Raw genomic sequence first — 20,383 nt, forward strand, 5'->3', positions numbered from 1 at the left:
AGGCGTATTTGATGTCCTTCGGCGTGATGCCGGCCTCCTCGAACGCGCGCGGGCCCGACCAGACGCCGGCCGAGTACGTGAGGTCGAGATCCTTGCCGCCGCGCGGCCCCTTCATCGCCTCGCCATGGCCGATCAGCTTGACCAGCAGCTTCTTCAGGCTCTTGGCGATCTCCGGCGTCGTCACGATCAGCGCGCCGCCACCGTCTGTTACGACACAGCAGTCGAGCCTGTGCAGCGGATCGGAAATCATCGGCGAGTTCAGGACGTCCTCGACGGTGACGACGTCCTTGAGCATCGCATGTGGATTGTATTGCGCATGATGGGAGGCCGCGACCTTGATCCAGGCGAGCTGCTCGCTGGTGGTGCCATAGTCGTGCATATGACGCATGGCGCACATGCCATAGGCGTTGTGGGTGGTCGCGCCATAGGCGGACTCGAAATCGGCCTCGGCGCCCGGCGCTCGTGGCGGCGTCGGGCCGGTGCGCGGCTTGCCGGCGAGCGTGATCAAGGCGATCGAGCACTTGCCTGCCGCGATCGCCTCCGCGGCATGGCCGAGATGGATGATGTAGGAGCAGCCGCCGGTATCGGTGCTGTCGACATGCCGCACCTTCAGGCCGAGATAGTCGACCATCGGCCAAGCCCCGCCCGGCGCGTCGCCCGAAAGGAAATAGCCGTCAATGTCTGCCATCGTGAGCCCGGCATCCTCGATGGCGCCCTTGGCCACCTCGGCATGGAGCTGTGCGGTGGATTTGTCCGGTGCATGCCGGGTCGGGTGCTCGAAGATCCCGGCAATGTAGGCCTTGCCCTTGATGGTCAACTCAAGTCTCCGCTGGCACGCTTTGGGGAAGGCCTGCCGTAGTTATCCACGGCAGGCTCGAAACGAAATCCGCATCATTCGTCGAGGAGCTTCCAGGACGTTTTCTCGAACACCGCCATGCGCAAGCTGTGGTAGGGGGCGTAGTCGGCCTTGGAGTTGGTGAGCTCGATTCCCGGGAGCAGCATGCCGACGCGCTCCTTGCTGAAACTCGTCGCCTGGGCAAGCAGGTTCTCGCGCGTCAGGTTGTCGCCACATCGCTGCAGGCCCTTCGCTATGGCTTGCGCATTGATGTAGCCGGACAGCGCGATGAAGTCGTTCGCGCTGTCGTTCGGCGCCCACTTCTTCATGAAAGCGACGTAGTCTTTCACTTCCGCGTCTTCGACCCAGGCGGGATCGCTGGCCTGCTTGGCGAACTGGGTCGTGTAGGCGCCCTGGACGTTGTCGAGCCCGGCCGGCGTCAGCACGCCCTGGATCGAATTGACTGGGCTTGCCAGAATTTGTACCGGCTTCCAGTTGAGCTCGTTGGCCTTCTTGATCCCCTGGGCGGCAAATTTGGGGGTGGCGAAATAGACCAGCGTATCGGCGCCCGATGCCTTCAACTTGAGGATCTCGGAATCGATCGTCGGGTAGCTGAGCTCGTAGGGCGCCTCCGCGACGATCTTGGCTGTAGCCTCTGCCCCCAAGCCTGCCTTGAGGCCGGTCAGGTAATCCTTGCCGTAGTCGTCGTTCTGGTAGAGCACGGCGATCTTGGCCTTCGGCATCTTCCGGAGAATGAACTTGCCGAAGGTGGCGCCCTCCATCTCGAACGGTGGGTAGAAGGGGACGGTCCAGGGGAAGTTCTGCGGGTCGTTGAAGCGGCGGCCGCCGGCCGAGATGAAGACCTGGGGCACCTTGTTCTGGTTGAGATATTTTTGAACGGCGACATTGGGTACGGTGCCGACTGTCCCGACCTCGGCAAGAACGCCGTCATCGTCGACCAGCTTGCGGGTCTGTTCGATCGCTTTGGGCGGGCTGAACGCGTTGTCGAGGGAGATCAGGTTCACCTTCCTGCCATTGATGCCGCCTTTCTCGTTCAACATCTGGAAATAGCCGGTCATGACCCGGCCGTAGCTCGAGAAAGCGGACGCCGGCCCGCTGTAAGGGACGGTCTGGCCGATCTTGATTTCAGTGTCGGTCACGCCCGGGCCGTACTGCTTTTCGGCGGCGCTCGCAGCATGACTTCCCAACAACAGGGTCGAAGCCGCGATCAATGTCCTGACCTTCATAGTTTCCCCTCCGCTTGTTGTTTGTTTCCGTCCGTAAGCGGAGCCGTACCGGCGCCGCTCAAATTAATACGCAAGTGTATGATATACTATAAATCGAGATTGCGTCATGCTTTATTTGCCGCGTGGGCTACGGAGCAAAGCTCCTGCCCTTCGGGCGTTTTCGGCAAATTTCGAGAGCGAACGCTTCCGATCATGTTGCATACCGTAATAAAGCGTACTAAATTCTGGGCTTGGGAAGCCGCGACGGCCTTCCGATCCTAACCAGCCCGGAGCAGAGATGGGTGCCTCAAGCGCGACGGCCCTGGCCGCATTGAAGATCGGGGGGCGCGTCGCCTACGAGCGGCTCGTCCGTCCGAAAGCATGGCAGCTCGATGATGTGCCGTGTTCGCCCGATGCGATTACGACGCAGTGGTTGACGGCAGTGTTGTGCGACAAGATCCCGGGGGCGATGGTGACCGCGGTCGAGGTCAAGCCCGCCAGCGCCGGGACGCATGAACGGCATCGTTTGGTGGTCGCCTACAACGAACAAGGCAATCGCGCCGGCTTGCCGGGCTCGATGTTCACAAAGTCGCTGCCGAGCGTCGTCACGAGGATGATCGGCGGGTTCAACGGGACCGCCCGCGCCGAGGGGCGCTTCTACACGCGTCTGCAGCCGCAACTTCCCATCGAGGCGCCGGTTGGCTATCACGCCGCATTCGATCCGCGCAGCCTTGCCTCGATCCTTCTTCTCGAGGATTTGGTTGCGACCAAGTCAGCGACCTTCTGCAACCACAAGACATATGTCACGCGGGCCATGGCCGATGACATGATCAATCTGCTCGCCGCGCTGCATGCCCGCTTCTATGGCGATGCCGAGCTTGCGACTCGCTACCGCTGGGTTGCGCCTTATCCCCGCTGGTTCACCATCGGCGCCGAAAAAATGGATTTGGAGTATTACACGCGGAAGGCATTCGAAGCCGCCGCGCACGTCATTCCGCAGAGCGTGCTGGCGCGGCGCGACGCGGTGTGGCCGGCGGCGATGCAGGCACTCGCGCTGCACGACAGCGAGCCGCAAGGCCTGCTTCATTCCGACGTACATATTGGCAATTGGTACCGGACCGGCGCCGGGAAAATGGGCCTGTGTGACTGGCAATGTCTGGCGCGCGGCCATTGGTCGCGCGATTTCGCCTATGCCGTGACGGCGGCGTTGACGCCGGCCGATCGCCGTAAATGGGAGCGGGATCTGCTCGCGAGATATCTGGAGCGTTTTGCCGCGCTGACCGGCGTCAAGCCGGACTTTGACGCGAGTTTCCGCAATTATCGGCAACAGATCGTGCATGCACTCCTGATGTGGACGATCACGCTCTGTCACTCGCCGTTGCTGCCGAACATGCAGCCGGAGGAAACGACGTTGATGATGATCGAGAGAATCTCGACCGCCATGGCCGATCTGGAGTCCTTGGCAGGCTGAGCGCGCATTCGCAAATCGCGGCAGCTTGAAGCGGCGGCGGTGCTACTCGCCCGCAATGGGATCGCCGGACAAGGTCCAGCTCGACGTAGCTCAAATGGTAGGTTTCTGCTCCGGAATGATCTCGAGGGAGAGCGGCCCCCTCAAGGCACCAAAATAACCCGACGCCGCAGCAGTGACGCCTATCTGACGGCTGTCGAAAATTGCGCGGCAGATCGCGAAAGAACGCGCATCTGCGGAATCATCATCCGCAGCGAATCTTGCCTGAAGACGCCTCGAGCTTGCCGGACATGAAGGCGGGTTACATAAACCGGTGTTCCGGAAGCCCTTGCGCGAGGCCCTGGATCGCGAGCACGTGACCCGCTTCGGGCTCACTGCTCAACTGCCTAGCGTCGAGGAACTTTCGCGCGCTCGTGATGAACATGGTCTTGTAGTCGCTGCCGCCAAAACAGACGCAGGTCGGATTGGTCACAGGCAGTGGAATGATCGTGTCGATCCGGCCGTCCGGCCGATAGCGGACCACGCGCCTTCCCGAGAAGAACGCCGTCCAGAGCCCGCCATCGACATCGACGCAGGCGCCATCCGGGCGTTCTCCGGATGCCGCGTAATCCGCGAACACCTTTCTGTTGCCTATCGTGCCGTCGTCGAGATCGAAATCGAAGCACCAGGTGCGATAGCGCCGGGTGTCCGTGAAATAGAGCGTGCGGTTGTCGGGCGAAAACGCAATGCCGTTGGTGACGATGACATCGCCGAACATACGCGTGACCGCACCGCCTTCGACGCGGTAGAGCGCGCCGTTCGGCCGATGCAGCTCGTTGTCCATCGTTCCGATCCAGAGACGTCCCCGCGCATCGACCCGTCCGTCGTTGAGACGGTTGTCCAGGCCCGTTTCGACCTCGCAGAAGCGGCTCGCCATTCCACTCGCGGCATCGCGACGAAACAGGCTCAGATCCCGCGCAAGGATATGCGAGCCGTCCGAGGCCAGCGCCTGGCTGCCGAGAAACCGGCAGTCGTAGCGCACCGTCTCGTGGATGCCCGTCGCGGGATCGAAGGATTGATGCAACTGTCGGTCGATATCGACCCACCATAGCTTGCCCGAGCGGCCGCACCACAACGGAGTCTCGCCCAGCAGGTCGCCGGCCGGCACCGCGATGTCGATCCTGTCGGCCGCGATGATGCTCGCCGTCACCGCAGCGCTCTCTCAGCGCAGTGAGCTGTTGGCAAGCGCATCTGCGACGCAGTTGTTGACATGGGCCGACAGCACCTTGTTCGCCGTCTCGGCGTCGCGCTTCAGCGCACAATCGAGCAGCGCTCTGTGCTGCTGGGCCGGCTCGGCGCCGCGGTAATGGAAGGCCACCATCTGGTAGCGGAAGTATTTGTCGAAGGCGAGGTTGTGCGTCTCCATCAGCAGGTGCGATCCGCAATTCGAGATCAGCGCCTGGTGGAATTCGCCGTCATAGCGCTTCCATTGCTCCGGCTCGCCGATGCCGGAATCCATCAGCCGCTCGGTCGAGGCCAGCTTGTGATGGGCAGAGACGACACGGCCCTCCCACTCGACGTCGGCATTGGCAAAGGAGATTGCCATCGCGTGTTGCTCGAGCAGCAGCCGCAGGCCGGCGAGCTCGCGCAGATTGTCGGCGGAGACTGCGGCGACCTCGAAACCTCGCTTGCCTTCGGCCGTCACGAAACCTTCGGCTGCGAGTCGGGTCAGGATTTCGCGCAGCGTGCTGACGCTCACGCCATAGCTCTCGCGCAGCGCTTCGAGCCTCAGCCGCTGGGCCGGCGGCAGCCGGCCGAAAATGATGTCGGTCCGGATCCGGCGATAGCAGTCCGCGCTGACTGCGGATTCTTCCTTGTCAATCAAAGGCATGGTCTGGACCTTGGGCAGCTCCCGGGCCTTGCAGCCCGCAAATCGATATCTCAGACGATAGTAGAATCATCAGATGAAATCTATTTCGTATTTTGACTTGGCTATTCTCATGTGTCTATCTTTGCGAACCAAAGCCGCGGCGCCAGATCGCGGCCAAGCATTGCAGGGGAGGTCGGTATGCGGACGAAGATGCTGGGCTTGGCGGTCGTTGTGGCGAGTGCGGTGCTCACCGGATGGCCTGCCGCAGCCGAGGTGCAGGAGCGGACGATCCGCTGGGGGCATCTCAACAATACCGATCATCCCGTCAGTCTCGGCGTGCAGAAATTCGCCGAAGTGCTGGGCGCCAAGAGCGGCGGCAAGCTCAAGATCCGCGAGTTTCCCGCGTCGCAACTCGGCAATGAGCTGCAGCAGCAATCGGCCGTCCGCGGCGGTACCCAGGAGGTCTTCTCGGCGTCGACGACGTCGCTCGCCGGTGTCGTCAAGGACCTCGGCCTGTTCGATTTCCCCTTCATCGTCGCGACGTTCGATCAGGCGACGGCGCTTGCAGACGGCCCGTTCGGCAAGGCGATGATGGATCTCCTGCCTGAAAAGGACCTCATCCCGCTCGGCTATTGGGGGCTCGGATTCCGCAACGTCACCAACAGCAGGGGGCCGGTGGCGAAGGTCGAGGATCTCGCGGGCCTGAAGCTGCGGGTGATCCCGAACCCGGTCTATCTGGAGACGTTCAAGGCGTTCAAGGCCAATCCGGTGCCGATGGCATTCGGCGAGCTCTATACCGCGCTCGAGAACAAGACAGTCGACGGCCAGGAGAACCCCTACAGCGTCATCCTGTCGAACAAGTTTTACGAGGTACAGAAATACGTCTCGGCGACCAACCACACCTTCACCCAGAACATCATCATCGTGAGCAAGAAATTCTGGGACAAGCTCTCGCCCGAGGAGCAGAAGATGTTCCGCGACACCTATGCGGAGACGGTCCAGTACCAGCGCGAGCAGACCAAACGCGCCGCTGATCAGGCACTCGGCGAGCTGAAGGCCAAGGGCATGCAGTTCAACGAGATCGCGCCGGCGGAATATGCGCGGATGCAGGACGCGGTGAAGCCCGTGATCGAAAAGTTTTCCGCCGAGTACGATCCGGACAAGGTCAAGCTCTTCAACGCCGAACTCGCGCGCATTCGCAGCACGGTCAAGTGAGCGGAGGGCAGGGCCGATCATGGCAAGGGTCCTCGACGCATACTGCGAGATCCTCAAGGCGGCGATAGCACTGTGTCTCGCCGCCATGGTGGTACTGGTCTTCAGCAACGTCGTGTTGCGCTATGCCTTCAACTCGGGCATCGCGGTGTCGGAGGAGCTGTCGCGCTGGTTGCTGGTGTGGTTGACCTTCCTCGGCGCGATCGTCGCATTGCGCCAGCACGCCCATCTCGGCGTCGACACGCTGGTGCGCGCGCTGCCGCCCCGCGGCCGGTTCCTTTGTTTCGTCATCAGCTATCTCCTGATGCTGTACGCCGACGGGCTCTTGACGCTCGGGAGCTGGAAGCAGGCGGTTCTGACCTTCGGCGACACCGCGCCCGCCTCTGGAATCTCGGTCGGCCTGTTCTTCTATTCCTCGGGCCTGGTGTTCGGCGTCTCGGCGGCAATCATCCTCATCTACGATCTCTACCGCGTCATGACCGGCGCTGCGAGCGGAGATGATCTTATCGCGGTCAAGGAAAGCGACGAGCGGACCTGAACTCCGCAGGCGGACAGGATCATGACGATTGCGGTCTTCACATTCTCGCTGCTCGCCGCCATGGCGCTGGGCATGCCGATTGCCTTTGCGCTGATCGTCTGCGGCGTCGCTTTGATGCACTATCTCGACATCTTCGATTCGCAGATCGTCGCGCAGAACATCATCAACGGCGCGGATAGCTTTCCGCTGATGGCGGTGCCGTTCTTCATGCTCGCCGGCGAGATCATGAACAAGGGCGGGCTCGCCAAGCGCATTGTGGACATCGCGCTCGCGGTGGTCGGACACGTGAAGGGTGGGCTTGGCTATGTCGCGATCCTGGCCTCGTGCGCGCTCGCGTCGCTGTCGGGCTCGGCCGCTGCGGATGCCGCGGCGCTCGCCGCGCTGATCGTGCCGATGATGGTCGCCGCCGGCCACAGAAAGATGTACGCGGCCGGGCTCGTCGCGGCCGGCGGCATCATTGCCCCCATCATCCCTCCGAGCATCGGTTTCGTGCTATTCGGCGTCGCCGCCGGCGTCTCGATCTCAAAACTGTTTCTCGCCGGCATCGTGCCCGGACTGCTGCTCGGCGTCGGCCTCTGCTTCGCCTGGTGGTGGGTTGCCCGCAACGAAGACATCGAAAGTCCGCCGCGCAAGTCCCTGCGCGAGGTTGCCGCGGCGGTGATCGACGGCTTCTGGGCCTTGATGCTCCCGGTCATCATCGTGGTCGGCTTGCGCTTCGGCATCTTCACGCCGACCGAGGCCGCGGTGGTGGTGGCGGTCTATGCGCTGTTCGTGGCGACCTGCATCTATCGCGAGCTGAAGCTCTCGCAGCTCTACGAGGTCATGGTCTCGGCGGCGCTCAGCACCAGCGTTGTGATGTTCCTGGTGGCCGCGGCGCTGGTGTCGTCCTGGCTCATCACGGTGGCCGAGATCGCAACCCAGGTCGTGGACCTCGTGCACCCATTCATGGGCAGCCCGACGCTCCTGATGCTCGCGATCATGGTCCTTGTCGTCATCGTCGGCACTGCGCTCGATATGGCGCCGACCATTCTGATCCTGACGCCGATCCTGATGCCGGTCGTGAAGCAGGCCGGCATCGATCCCGTCTATTTCGGCGTCCTGTTCATCATCAACAACGCCATTGGCTTGATCACGCCGCCGGTCGGCGTCGTCCTGAACGTGGTATGCGGCGTCTCGCGGATCAGCATGGAGGAGATCATCAAGGGCGTCTGGCCGTTCATGATCGCGCAGCTCGTCGTGCTGCTTCTGATGGTCCTGTTCCCGCAATTGGTCACGGGACCGGCTAAATGGTTTACCGGCTAGTCACGTCTTGCGAAGGAGCGGCCCGATGGCGACGAGGATCATGATCCTGAACGGCCCCAATCTGAATTTTCTCGGCATCCGGGAGCCGCACATCTACGGCAAGACGACGCTCTCCGAGATCGAGGCGAGCTGTCAGCAGACCGCAAAACTCCTGGATGCCTCGCTGTCGTTCCATCAGACCAACATCGAGGGCGAGCTCGTCGGCCTGATCCAGCAGGCTCACGGCAGCGCGGATGCGATCATCATGAATCCAGCGGCGTTGTCCTTCACCTCGGTTGCCCTGATCGATGCCTTGAAGATCTTCGACGGTCCCAAGTTCGAGGTCCACATCTCCAACATTCACGCCCGCGACGAGTTGCATCGGCATTCGATCACCTCGACCGCGTCGACGGCCGTGATCTGCGGGCTTGGCCCCTACGGCTACATCGCCGCGATGCTCGCGGCCGTGCAACGGCTCGGACGCACGCCCGCCGCCATCCCTGCCGCGCTGCACGGACTTGAGGCGTGACAAAACGGGAGGGGCGAATGCGTGGCTCGGGATTTCTGGCGATCTGGAGTGATATCGAGCCGGCCGATCTCGTCGACTACCGGCACTGGCTGACGCGCGAGCACACGACGGAACGGGTGACGACAAAAGGCTTCCTGGCCTGCCGGGTCTTTCGCGCGGTGCGAGCTGACATCGAGCGCTTCTTCATTCTCTATGAGCTGGAAACGCCGGAAGTCCTCGATGGCGAAGCCTATCTCGCCCGCCTCAACGCGCCGACCCCGTGGTCGCAGCGCATCATGCCGAAGCTCGGCAATTTCATCCGGGGCGGGGGCAGCATGGTCGCGCGTGCGGGGCGAGGCGAGGGAGCCACGGTCATGGCGCTCCGGATCGAGGCATTGCCGACAGATCCGCAAGAGCTGGCTCAGGCGCTCGTTGCGTGCGACGGGATCGCCGCCGTGCAGATCGGCGCGACCGACGAGGCGCGCACGTCGGTGCGGACGGCCGAAAAAGGCATGAGGAAGAACGAGGGCTTCTTTGGAGCTCTTTTGCTGATCGAGGCGCTCGATGTCGCGCCATTGCAGGCGGTCTTGAGTCAGGTACGCCAGCTTGCGCCCCACGTGCTCGCCCAGGCAAGCGAGCCCGAGGTCTATCAGAGCATGTTTGCGCTGGATGCCCGCATCGCGGATTTCGGCTGATCGCAACGCGCTCGCACGCCGTGTTCACCGTGCGTCGAGGGCCGGAAGGGTAGCTCGGGATGTCGCAGGCCGATCGCTCCTGGGACGTTGAGACCGACCTCCTCGTCGTCGGGGCGGGCGCCGGCGGCATGACGGCCGCGCTCGTGGCTGCGCTAGAAGGCCTCGACGTGATCCTGTGCGAGAAATCAGACACCGTTGGCGGCACCACCGCGACCTCCGCCGGCACGGTCTGGATTCCCGGCAACAAACAAGGACAGTGTACAGGGACACCGGACCCGATCGGCGCGGCGCAGGTCTATCTTCGCGCATTGATTGGCGAACACGCAGCAGACGCGCGTGTGGACGCATTCCTCCAGGCAGGCCCCATGATGCTCGATTATCTCGCGCGCAGGACGAGCGTATTGTTTGCGGCGCCGCCGGTGCATCCCGACTACAAGGATATTCCCGGCGCAGCGATCGGCGGTCGCGCGCTCGGCGCCCTGCCGTTCGACGGCCGCACGCTCGGCAAGGACTTCGATCGCATCCGGCCGCCGCGGCGAGAGTTCATGGTTCTTGGCGGCATGATGGTGGCCAAGGCCGATATCGCGCCGCTTCTGGCGCCGTTCCGCAGCTGGAGCAATTTCAGGGATGTCATCGCCCTCCTCGGCCGGTACCTGCTCGACCGGCTTTCCCACAGGCGCGGAACGCGCCTGGTCATGGGCAATGCTCTCGTCGCACGACTGCTCGACAGCCTCCTGCGCGCCGGCGTCCATCTGCGATACGAGACGGGACTGAGTGAGCTCGTCCGCGACGGCGATGCGGTGGTGGGCGCCGTCTTCTCGTCATCCGCCGGAGCGTTGGCGGTACGAGCGCACAAAGGCGTCGTGCTGGCGACGGGAGGCATTGGCTGGAGCCGCGAGCTTCGCGAGAGATTCTTTCCGGAGGCCGCGCGTCAGTTTTCGCTCACGCCGTCGTCCTGTACCGGGGACGGCTTGCTTGCGGCCGAACGCGTCGATGCCGTCATCGAGCGCGACCTCGATAGCCCGGCCTTGTGGATGCCGAGCTCGGTCATGACACAGGCCGATGGTCACGTTTCCGTTTTCCCGCACATCATGCTGGATCGTGCCAAGCCGGGACTGCTTGCGGTGAACAAGTCGGGGCGCCGTTTCGTGAATGAAGCCGATTCGTATCACGATTTCGCAGCGGCGATGCTGCGGTCGAACGCATCTTCCGCCCCGACTGTGCCCGCTTTCCTGATCTGCGATCACGCCTTTATCCGCACCTACGGCATCGGTCTGGTTCGTCCTGGAACGAAGAACTTGAAGGAATTTCTGGGGGCCAGGTATCTGACGGCTGCCGCGACCATTGAGGCTCTGGCCGAGAAAATCGGCGCCGATAGCGGCGCTCTCGCTCAAACGGTCGAGCGGTATAATCGCTTTGCCGAAGGCGGTGTGGACCAGGATTTCGGTCGCGGTTCGAGCGAGTTGAACCGGTTCAATGGTGATCCGCTGATCAAGCCGAACCCGTGCCTGCGGCGGATCGGTCCCGGGCCATACTATGCCGTCGCAGTGTGGCCGACGGATCTCGCCAGCAGCGCAGGCCTATGCACGGATTCGACGGCTCGGGTGTTGTCTCGCCGAGGAACGGCGATCCCCGGACTCTACGCCGTCGGCGCCGATTCCGCGTCGATCTTTCGAGGTACCTATCCCGGACCGGGGACCATGATCGGACCCGCAATGACATTCGGATGGTGCGCGGCGATGCATGCATCGAGAGCTTCACCGGCTCCGCGTCCGGCGGCCGGCGACGAGATAACATCATGTTAGGTTCGCGTAACAAACCGATGATTGTCTGCGGCCGGTGACGCGCTATCGTTGCATGCCCGCAAATTCAGAGGGATAGGTCGATGTCGGCGACGCCACGGAAAATCATCTGGTCCCTTCTCCCGCTGGCCGTCTCGAGCCAGCTCACCGCTGCACTGGCCGAGCCGCTGGCGTGCGACGACGGTGTCAAGCAGGCTTTTCGCCCTGATGAGAGCACCAGGGTCGTTGCCGTTCGCCTGGTGAAGAAGGGCGAGGAATTGCTGGCGCCGGACGCGCCGACGCCGATCACGGCGGCCGCCGACCTCTGCCTGGTCAAATTGCTGGTCGGCCCCGGCGTCACTGCGGAGAAGGACAAGTCAGCGCGGTCGTATTCCGAAGGCATCGGCATCGAAGTCTGGCTGCCCACCCCCGCCAATTGGAATGAGCGCATTCGGAACTATGGCGGCGGCGGCTGGGTCGGTGGCGGACATCGTTACGCCGACAAGATTGGAAGCAAGGTGCCCGCCATCGTCAATGCCAACGTCGGCTATGCGTCCGGCACCACCGATGCCGGCCAGCCCTGGTACCAGGACGGCTCCTTCACGTTCCTGTCGGACGGCAAGGTGAATACCGAGGCGCTCCGCAGCTTTTCAGTCGGTGCGATGGTCGAGCAGGCGGTCAAGACCAGGGCGCTGGTCAATCTGTATTACGGCAAGTCCCCCAAGTTCGCCTATTACGACGGCCATTCCCAAGGCGGCCGTCAGGGCATGAAGATCGCTCAGGACTTTCCGGAGCTCTATGACGGCTATCTGATCGCCCAGCCCGCGCTCAACATTGCCAGATTCGGCACAGCCTCGATCTATCCGCAGATCGTGATGAAGACCGAGCTCGGCATCACCGCGCTCAACAAGGATCAAGCGGCTGCGTTCGCGTCCAAGGTGGATGCGGTCAACAAGCGCGCGGTGGCGACTTGCGACAAGGCGGGGCTCGGCTTCCTGCTCGATCCCTTTGCCTGCGACTACGATCCGGCACGCGACGCGGCAGCACTTTGCACGGGGGAGGTGGGGACCGGCGTCGCCGGCAGCAGCAATGATGCCGCGACCTGCATGAGCGCCAGCGAGGCGAGAGCGCTTGGCAAGATCTGGTATGGCGCGACGCGTGACGGCAGCGTCGATACAGCGCAGACCCGCGCCGCTCGGAGCGGCAAGTCGCTCGGCAATGCTCAGCTCTGGTGGACATTCACGCGCGGCACCGCGATCACCAGCCTGATCAAGAGCGCATCCACGGACAGTCTGGCGCTGGCCTTGCAGGACGTGCGCTATGCTGCCGATGCCGGTGCGACGTCGTCGATCCCGATCGCGAACGGCTCCACGAGCGTCCGGAACAAATGGCTCGAGCTCGACTATGCCGGAGTTGCCGATGCGGTCGACAAGAACGTCGCGCTGCAGCCGACGCTGTTCGCGGGTCTGTCCACCGACAAGGTCGATCTTGCCAAGCTGCGCGACCTCGGCCGCAAGGTGATCGTCTGGAGCGGGCTCGCCGACGACGCCATTCCGCCGGCCGGCAACGTCAATTATCACGAGCGCGTGGTCGCGGCGATGGGCGGCGATGCCGAGGTGCAGAAATTCATGCGCATGTACCTGTTGCCCGGCGTCGCGCATTCCTCTCAGGGGCGCGCTTATGCGGCGGGGGGCCGCAACGATGCGGTTCCGTTGCCGAAACTGCCCGGCAATGCAAACCAGAAACCCGCGCGCGAGCAGGACCAGTTCTTCTCCGCGCTGACGGACTGGGTCGAGAGAGGCGTAGTCCCTGAGGAGATCGTGCTGGTGTCGCGCGACAACAGCGTGAGCTATCCGGCCTGTGTCTATCCGCTGATGACGACATGGAACGGCAGCGGGCCGGCAACGCAGCCTTCAAGCTTCGGCTGCCGCTAGTCCTGGCAGGGCGCTGACACGGCAACAACGGCGCTGATCCAGCGCCGGGCAGCCTGCCGCCGCCGTTGCCCCCGCGCGGAATGGCTGCCGATCGGCATCCCGAGATTGCCGTCACTTCAAGTGACGCACCGCAATGGTCGATCAGGGCCCTCCAGCTAACTGCTGTTCAGTCTTCCATGTCATCGGCTCTCCGCGGGCGGCTTCTGCTCCGGCTGGCCGGCCGCGGCCCTTGATCAGCCGGCTGGGGTCGATCGGCCCCGGGAACCGGAGACCGCAGCCGGGGCAACGGCGCCAGAACACGCATTCGGGCTTGCCGCGCGACGGCAGCTTTGCTAATAGTTAAACGGTCAGTCGGATTATTATTCGAACGAGGCCAGACGATGAACGTCATGCGACGGATGGCGCAATGGAACGAGCTGATCCACCCCGATCGTGTCCATGGCTCGCTCTACACCGACCGTTCCATCTTCGAGGCGGAGCTGCAGAACATCTGGTACCGGACCTGGGTCTATGTCGGCCACGAGAGCGAGGTCCCGAACGCAAACGACTACGTCGTCAAGTCGATCGGTCCGCAATCCGTGATCATGACGCGCGACGAGCACGGCAAGGTGAACCTGCTGCTCAACCGCTGTTCCCATCGCGGCAATCAGGTCTGCTCCTATGAGCGCGGCAATGCGCGGTCCTTCACCTGTCCGTTCCACTCATGGACGTTTGCCAATGACGGCCGCCTGGTCGGCTATGCCTTCCCCGACGGCTACGAGGGACGGGATAGGGCGGAGCTCGCGCTCGGCCGGGTGACGCGCGTCGAATCCTACCGCGGGTTCGTGTTCGGCTCCTTCGCCGCCGATGGGCCAACCCTGAACGAGCATCTCGGAGGCGCCGCCGAGACCATCGACCGGCTGGTGCGCACCTCGCCGGAGGGCGAGGTCGAGATCACGGCGGGCTTCCTCAAGCATCGCGTGAAGGCGAACTGGAAGTTCATCCTGGAGAACGAGTGCGACGGCTACCATCCGGCCTTCGTTCACACCTCGATCTTCGGTGTCGCCGACAGCATGATCGGCAAACTCTATGGCGGTGCCTCGACTGCACTGACCCGCGACTACGGCAATGGCCACACGGAGATCGACCTGCGGGCCGAATTCCGCAAGCGCGACCTGCCCATGAGCTGGTTCGGCACCAGTGAAGAGCGCTTGCCCGACTACGCGGCGCGCATGAAGGCGGCTTATGGCGATACGGCCGCGCGCGAGATCATGATCGACGGCACGCCGCATGTGATGATCTTCCCGAACCTGTTCATTGCCGAAATCCAGATGTTCGTGATTCAGCCGCTCGGCGTCGATGACAGCGTGCAGCACGTCACTGCGCTCCAGTTCAAGGGGGCGCCCGACCTCAACCGCCGCCTGCGCCAGCAGACCATGGGCTCCGTCGGCCCGGCCGGCTTCCTGCTCGCCGACGATTCCGAGATGTACGAGCGCTGCCATCGCGGTGTGCTGGCGCGCAATCCGGAATGGATCTTTCTCGGCCGTGGCGAAAAGCGCGAGCGCCGGGACGAGCTCGGCTTCAGGATCGGACACGTCACGGACGAGGTGCCGTCGCGCGGTATCTGGGCCCACTATCGCAAGCTGATGGAGACCGCCTGATGCTGTCGCGCGAGAGCAGCGCCACGCTGATGAGCGCGGTGACCGCCTTCCTGAATCGCGAGGCGCGCTTGCAGGACGAGCATCAGTACGCAGCCTGGGAAAGGCTCTGGACCGATGACGGCGTCTACTGGGTGCCGGCCAACGGCGCCAATATCGATCCGGAGCGTGAGATGTCCATCATCTACGACAACCGCTCGCGGATAGCCCTGCGCGTGCGCCAGCTCATGACAGGCAAGCATTTCACACAGACGCCGCAATCGAATTTGCGCCGGCTCGTCTCCAACATCGAGCTGATGGACGAGCAGCCGGGCGGCGACATTGCCGTGGCCAGCAACAGCCTGATCTTCGAATCGAGCTTGCGCGACGACACACTGTGGGCCGCTCGCAACGAGTACCGGCTGCGCCATGTCGATGGCGATCTGCGCATGGCTTACAAGAAGGTGGTGCTCGTCAACAACGACAAGGCGATCTACACGCTGTCATTCCTGGTCTAGGAAAGGTCTCGCGCCATGATCGACAAGGGACCCGTTCTGCTCGACATCGACGACGGCATCGCGCGCCTGCGTCTCAACCGGCCCGATGCCGCGAACGGAATGAGCGTCGAGCTTCTCGGCGCGCTCTGCGATGCCATCATGGCGTGTCACGGCCACCCCGATCTGCGCGTGGTGCTGCTGAGCGGCGAGGGCGCGAACTTCTGCGCCGGTGGCGACGTGCGCGCCTTCGCATCCAGGGGCGAGAAGTTGCCGGACTATATCCGCCAGGCGACGGCCTATCTGCAGAACGCGGTGACCGGCTTGCTGCGGCTCGAAGCGCCCGTTATCGCCTCGGTGCACGGCTTTGCAGCGGGCGGCGGCGGGTTCGGCCTCGTCTGCGCCTCCGACATCGTCATCGCGGCCGAGTCGGCCAAGTTTCTTGCGGGCGCGACGCGGGTGGCGATGGCGCCGGATGCGGGCGTCTCCGTCACGCTGTCCCGCTTGGTGGGCCTGCGGCGCGCGATGTCGATCCTTCTCACCAATCCGGTGATCCCCGCGGCCGAGGCGCTACACATGGGAATCGTCACCAAGGTCGTTCCTGACGGCGAACTCACTGAGGCCTCGCTGGCGCTGGCGCGCGAGCTCGCAGCCGGCGCGCCGAAGGCGCTTGCCGCGACCAAGCGCCTGGTCTGGGCCGGAACCGGGACGAGTATCGAGCAATGCCTGTCCGAAGAGGCGCGCACGGTCTCGGAGCTGTCGGGCATGGCCGACGCGCGCGAGGGCCTTGCCGCCGTCATCGAGCGGCGCAAGCCCGTCTTCACGGGACGCTGAGGCGTGGCCGATACGCTTCCATTCGGACGTCTGGACGGCCGGCGCGCCTTCGTGTCGGGCGGCGCGCGCGGCATTGGCGCTGCGATTGCAAAGAGCTTCGTCGGGGCGGGCGCCAATGTCGTGATTGCCGATCTCGACATGGCTCAGGCTTCCGAAACAGCGCGCCAGATCGGCGCCGTGGCGGTTCGTCTCGACGTCAGCGATGCGGGCGCGGTGCAGGCGGCGATGGCCCAGCACGGGCCGTTCGACATTCTCGTCAACAATGCCGGGATCGACCAGCACGCCTTCTTCACCGAGACCACGCCGCAGGACTGGGCGAAGCTGATCGCGGTCAATCTCACGTCCGTTCTGGCCTGCACCCAGGCGGTCCTCCCGGCGATGCAGGCCGCAGGGTACGGCCGCATCATCAACATCACGTCCGAAGCCGCCCGGCTCGGCTCCAGGGGTGGGGCCGTTTACTCAGCCGCCAAGGGCGGGGTCATCGCCTTCACCAGGAGCATGGCGCGGGAGAACGCGCGTTATGCTATCACGGCGAACGCGATCGCGCCCGGCCCGATCCGCACGCCAATGCTGGAGCAGGCGGTCGCCCGCGGTGGCGACAAGATCCTTCGCGCGATGACCGATGCAACCTTGCTGGGCCGGCTCGGCGAGCCGGATGAGGTTGCAGCAGCCGCGCTGTTCCTCGCCTCCGACCAGGCCGCTTACATCACGGGTGAGACGCTCGGCGTGTCCGGCGGCATGGGGATCGGCGGCTGAGATGAAGGATGCGGCCAGCGATATTGCGGTGACCCCCGTGGATCGTGCGGTCGAGCGGTTGCAGTCGATCTACCGCAAATGGACGCGCGATACGGGCGTCGAGCAGATGCGCCACCATTGGGATGAAGCGTTCGCGGGTTGCTCCGTGCCGGTGACCTGGCGTCAGGTCTCCGCCGGCGGTGTCGAGGGCGAGTGGATCCTGCCTCCCGCCGCGCCGCAGGAGAAAGCCATTCTCTATCTCCATGGCGGCGGCTTCCGTATCGGCTCGATTGCCTCGTACCGCGATCTGATCGCGCGCATCGGTCATGCCTGTGGCTGCCGCGTCCTGGCGATCAACTACCGCCTGGCGCCCGAGCATCGCTTTCCAGCCGCGCTGGACGATGCGCTGGCCGCCTATCGATACCTGCTCGACCAGGGGTTGCAGCCGGCTGACATCGCGCTCGCGGGAGACTCGGCCGGCGGCAATCTCGTGCTGGGCGCCATGCTGGCGTTGCGAGATCGCGGCGAGACCCTGCCGGCTGCCGCCCTGCTGATGTCGCCCTGGACCGACCTCGCCGCGACAGGTGCGAGCTACGAAAGCCGCGCGAAGGCCGACCCGATCCATCAGCGTGCGATGATCCTCGCGCTTGCGAAGAACTATCTGGGCCGGGATGGCGATCCGCGTCATCCGTTGGCCTCGCCGCTCTACGCCGATCTGTCCGGCTTGCCGCCGCTTCTGATCCAGGTCGGCGACCGCGAGACGGTGCGCGACGATTCGACCGAGCTCGCCGCCAGGGCCATGGCCGCCGCCGTCAACGTCGAGTTGCAGGTCTTCGATGGCATGATCCACGTATTCCAGATGTTCCCGGAAATCCCGCAGGCCGGCGAAGCGATCGCAGCGCTCGCAAAATTCCTGCGCGGACATCTTCACATCGACGATGGGAGGGCGGCACAATGAACGTCATGACTTCAGGTTCCCGCCAGCCTGTCGAAGCCGAATTCCAATTCTCGGAGCAGCCCAATCTGCCCGAGGAGCTTCGCATGCTGCGCGAGCAGGTGCGCCGCTTCGTCGAGAGGGAGGTGGTGCCGCATGGCGAAGTCTGGGAGCGCGACGGCAAGATCCCGCGCGAGATCTTTCGCCGCATGGGCGCGCTCGGATTCCTCGGCATGCGCCATGCGCCGGAGTATGGCGGCACCGACATGGGACCGCTGGCCTCGATGGTGTTCGCCGAGGAGCTGGGGCGCTCGAGTTTCGGCGGGTTTACGTCGTCGACCTTGGTGCACACCGACATGTCGGCGGTGCACATCTCGCTGCGCGGCACGCCGGAGCAGAAGCAGAAATATTTGCCGGCGATCATCCGCGGCGAGACCATCTGCTCGATTGCAGTGACCGAGCCGGATGCCGGCTCCGACGTCGCGGGCCTGAAGACCCGGGCAACCCGCGATGGCGACGGCTGGGTGATCAACGGCTCGAAGATGTTCATCACCAACGCGGTCTACGGCGACATCCTGATCGTCGCGGCCCGTACTGATCCGAACGCCAAGGGCAGCCGGGGTCTTTCGCTGTTCATCGTCGAGCGCAATTTGCCCGGCATCGCCGTGACCAAGCTCGACAAGCACGGCTGGCTCTGCTCGGACACCGCCGAAATCGCCTTCCATGACGTCCGTGTGCCGGCCAATGCCCTGCTCGGAGAGGAGAACAAGGGCTTCTACGGCATCATGGAGACGTTCCAGAACGAGCGCATCTGCATCGGCGGCATCTGCGCCGGGGAATCCGCCAAGGCGATCGAGCTGACCGCAAACTACGTGAAGACACGGCAGGCGTTCGGCGGACCGCTCTGGAACCAGCAGGCCGTGCGGCTGAAGCTCGCCCAGCTCGCGGCCAAGGCCGCCGCCGCGCGCCAGCTTGCCTATCACGCCGCCGAGCTCGCCGCGGCCGGGCAGCCCTGTTTGCGCGAGGTCTCGATGGTCAAGGCGCTGTCGCCCGAAGTGCTGCACGAAGTCGTGCACGGCTGTCTGCAGTTGCACGGCGGCAGCGGCTTCATGCGCGGCACGCCGATCGAGCGCATGGTTCGGGACGCGCGGGTCCTGACCATCGGTGGCGGCGCCACCGAGGTGATGCTGGAAGAAGTCGCGAAGCGGATGTAGCCGGACCCTTGCCGGATGGGGAGCACGAGAATGCAGAACACGCGTTCGGACACCGCGCGGGCGCTCTACGCCGCACTGGCGGCCGGAAACAGGGAGCGGCTCGAGATGCTGCTCCATCCGGATTTCGTCGGCGAGATCGCCGAGGGAATGCCCTTCGGCATTGGCGGCCGGCACGAGGGCTCCTCCGCGATGCGCCGCAACGGATGGGGCGCGATCGCCCGGCATTTTGCCGCACGTGCGGAGCCGGAGCGCTTTCTCGAGATCGGAGAGGCGTGCCTGCTCGTGACGGGCCGGTATCGTGGCGAGGGCAAAGATGGAGGAGCCTCTCTCGACGCCTCCTTCGCGCACCTCATCACGTTCGAGGGTGAGCGCATCGCGCGCCTCGAGCAATATACCGATACGGCCCGCTGGCATGATGCCGCGAGCCCCTTCAAGACCGTCCTCCTCGATATCGCAGATGGCGTCGCGACGCTTCGGCTAAATCGCCCCGACAAGGGCAATGCCATCAACGAGGAGATGGCCGCGGATCTCGAAGAAGCTTCGGTGCGAATTGCCGAAGCCCCGGCCTTGCGCGCCGTCCTGGTTGCAGGGAACGGGCCGAACTTTACCATGGGAGGGGACGTCAATTTCTTCGCCGGCACGCCGTCGGCCGAACTGCCGGGCAAGCTTCGTCGCATGATCGAGGGTTATCATCGCGCCATCGATCGCTTGACCAGCATCGATGCGCCGGTCGTTGCGGCGGTGCGCGGCGCGGCGGCCGGAGGCGGATTGGGCTTCCTTTACATCGCGGACATCGTGGTCGCATCCGCCGACGCGCGCTTTGCTCTCGGATATGGTGCGCTAGGCCTGACGTCCGACGGCGGCAACACCTGGTTCCTGCCGCGCATGGTCGGAATGCGGCGGGCGCAGGAACTGTTCCTGCTCAATCGCCGCCTGTCGGCGCAAGAAGCCCTGGAATTCGGCCTGGTCTCCCGCCTCGTGCCGGACGATGCGGTGGAAGCGGAAGCGATTGCCGTCGTCCGCGAACTGGCGGCGGGGCCGACGCGGGCCTTCGGAGCCATGCGGCGCATGCTTCGGCAGTCCTTTGAAGCGAGCCTCGGCACTCAACTCGAAGCCGAAATGCGATCCATCGTCGGCGCGAGCCAGTCCGACGATGCGCGCGAGGGCATCGCCGCCTTCGCGGCCAGGCGTCGGCCCGTCTTTAAAGGCGGATGACCGGACGCGGCCCT

The 20,383-nt window shown here is 64.2% G+C and carries 19 protein-coding genes; 15 read left to right on the forward strand and 4 right to left on the reverse strand.

Annotation, left to right across the window (positions count from 1 at the left end):
• A partial coding sequence (locus RAD15_RS21580; protein WP_458180186.1) for a thiolase domain-containing protein occupies nt 1-817 on the reverse strand: 817 nt, incomplete at its 3' end.
• 74 nt (nt 818-891) lie between these two features.
• Nucleotides 892-2,082: an ABC transporter substrate-binding protein gene (locus RAD15_RS21585; protein WP_458180187.1), complete on the reverse strand. Its 1,191-nt coding sequence runs from the start codon at nt 2,080-2,082 to the stop codon at nt 892-894.
• A gap of 277 nt (nt 2,083-2,359) precedes the next feature.
• Between RAD15_RS21585 and RAD15_RS21590 the strand changes: the two genes are divergently transcribed.
• Nucleotides 2,360-3,532, forward strand: a complete 1,173-nt coding sequence (locus RAD15_RS21590) for an aminoglycoside phosphotransferase family protein (protein ID WP_458180188.1) — start codon at nt 2,360-2,362, stop codon at nt 3,530-3,532.
• Nucleotides 3,533-3,830: 298 nt separating this feature from the next.
• On the opposite strand, the gene RAD15_RS21595 is transcribed toward RAD15_RS21590, so the two are convergent.
• Nucleotides 3,831-4,718, reverse strand: a complete 888-nt coding sequence (locus RAD15_RS21595) for an SMP-30/gluconolactonase/LRE family protein (protein WP_458180189.1) — start codon at nt 4,716-4,718, stop codon at nt 3,831-3,833.
• Nucleotides 4,719-4,730: 12 nt separating this feature from the next.
• Entirely contained in the window at nt 4,731-5,399 is a 669-nt protein-coding gene (locus RAD15_RS21600; protein ID WP_458180190.1) for a GntR family transcriptional regulator, read from the reverse strand.
• Nucleotides 5,400-5,576: 177 nt separating this feature from the next.
• Here RAD15_RS21600 and RAD15_RS21605 point away from each other — a divergent pair, with 177 nt between their 5' ends.
• From RAD15_RS21605 to RAD15_RS21670, 14 genes are all read left to right on the forward strand, one after another.
• Nucleotides 5,577-6,593, forward strand: a complete 1,017-nt coding sequence (locus tag RAD15_RS21605) for a TRAP transporter substrate-binding protein (protein ID WP_458180191.1) — start codon at nt 5,577-5,579, stop codon at nt 6,591-6,593.
• Between the two features lie 19 nt (nt 6,594-6,612).
• Complete coding sequence (locus tag RAD15_RS21610) at nt 6,613-7,128, forward strand: TRAP transporter small permease (protein WP_458180192.1); 516 nt, start codon at nt 6,613-6,615, stop codon at nt 7,126-7,128.
• A gap of 21 nt (nt 7,129-7,149) precedes the next feature.
• Nucleotides 7,150-8,430: a TRAP transporter large permease subunit gene (locus tag RAD15_RS21615; protein WP_458180193.1), complete on the forward strand. Its 1,281-nt coding sequence runs from the start codon at nt 7,150-7,152 to the stop codon at nt 8,428-8,430.
• A gap of 25 nt (nt 8,431-8,455) precedes the next feature.
• Complete coding sequence (locus tag RAD15_RS21620) at nt 8,456-8,938, forward strand: type II 3-dehydroquinate dehydratase (protein WP_458180194.1); 483 nt, start codon at nt 8,456-8,458, stop codon at nt 8,936-8,938.
• A 17-nt stretch (nt 8,939-8,955) separates the two neighbouring features.
• Nucleotides 8,956-9,612 carry a hypothetical protein gene (locus RAD15_RS21625; protein WP_458180195.1) on the forward strand — a complete coding sequence of 219 codons (657 nt, stop codon included), beginning with the start codon at nt 8,956-8,958 and terminating at the stop codon, nt 9,610-9,612.
• A gap of 59 nt (nt 9,613-9,671) precedes the next feature.
• A complete protein-coding gene (locus tag RAD15_RS21630; protein WP_458180196.1) occupies nt 9,672-11,417 on the forward strand; it encodes an FAD-dependent oxidoreductase in 1,746 nt (581 codons plus the stop codon).
• 80 nt (nt 11,418-11,497) lie between these two features.
• Nucleotides 11,498-13,327, forward strand: coding sequence for a tannase/feruloyl esterase family alpha/beta hydrolase (locus tag RAD15_RS21635; protein WP_458180197.1), 1,830 nt, complete (start codon nt 11,498-11,500; stop codon nt 13,325-13,327).
• A gap of 380 nt (nt 13,328-13,707) precedes the next feature.
• Nucleotides 13,708-14,967, forward strand: a complete 1,260-nt coding sequence (locus RAD15_RS21640) for an aromatic ring-hydroxylating oxygenase subunit alpha (RefSeq protein ID WP_458180198.1) — start codon at nt 13,708-13,710, stop codon at nt 14,965-14,967.
• Nucleotides 14,967-15,461: an aromatic-ring-hydroxylating dioxygenase subunit beta gene (locus tag RAD15_RS21645; protein ID WP_458180200.1), complete on the forward strand. Its 495-nt coding sequence runs from the start codon at nt 14,967-14,969 to the stop codon at nt 15,459-15,461. The genes RAD15_RS21640 and RAD15_RS21645 overlap by 1 nt, the downstream gene beginning before the upstream one ends.
• A gap of 15 nt (nt 15,462-15,476) precedes the next feature.
• Entirely contained in the window at nt 15,477-16,271 is a 795-nt protein-coding gene (locus tag RAD15_RS21650; RefSeq protein ID WP_458180201.1) for an enoyl-CoA hydratase/isomerase family protein, read from the forward strand.
• 3 nt (nt 16,272-16,274) lie between these two features.
• Nucleotides 16,275-17,027 carry an SDR family NAD(P)-dependent oxidoreductase gene (locus RAD15_RS21655; protein WP_458180202.1) on the forward strand — a complete coding sequence of 251 codons (753 nt, stop codon included), beginning with the start codon at nt 16,275-16,277 and terminating at the stop codon, nt 17,025-17,027.
• A 1-nt stretch (nt 17,028) separates the two neighbouring features.
• Entirely contained in the window at nt 17,029-17,964 is a 936-nt protein-coding gene (locus RAD15_RS21660) for an alpha/beta hydrolase (protein ID WP_458180203.1), read from the forward strand.
• Complete coding sequence (locus tag RAD15_RS21665) at nt 17,961-19,154, forward strand: acyl-CoA dehydrogenase family protein (RefSeq protein WP_458180204.1); 1,194 nt, start codon at nt 17,961-17,963, stop codon at nt 19,152-19,154. Before RAD15_RS21660 ends, RAD15_RS21665 begins: the two co-directional genes overlap by 4 nt.
• Before the next feature lie 30 nt (nt 19,155-19,184).
• Entirely contained in the window at nt 19,185-20,369 is a 1,185-nt protein-coding gene (locus RAD15_RS21670; protein ID WP_458180205.1) for an enoyl-CoA hydratase-related protein, read from the forward strand.
• The last annotated feature ends 14 nt before the right edge of the window (nt 20,370-20,383 follow it).

It is taken from the genome of Bradyrhizobium sp. 14AA (assembly GCF_054185205.1).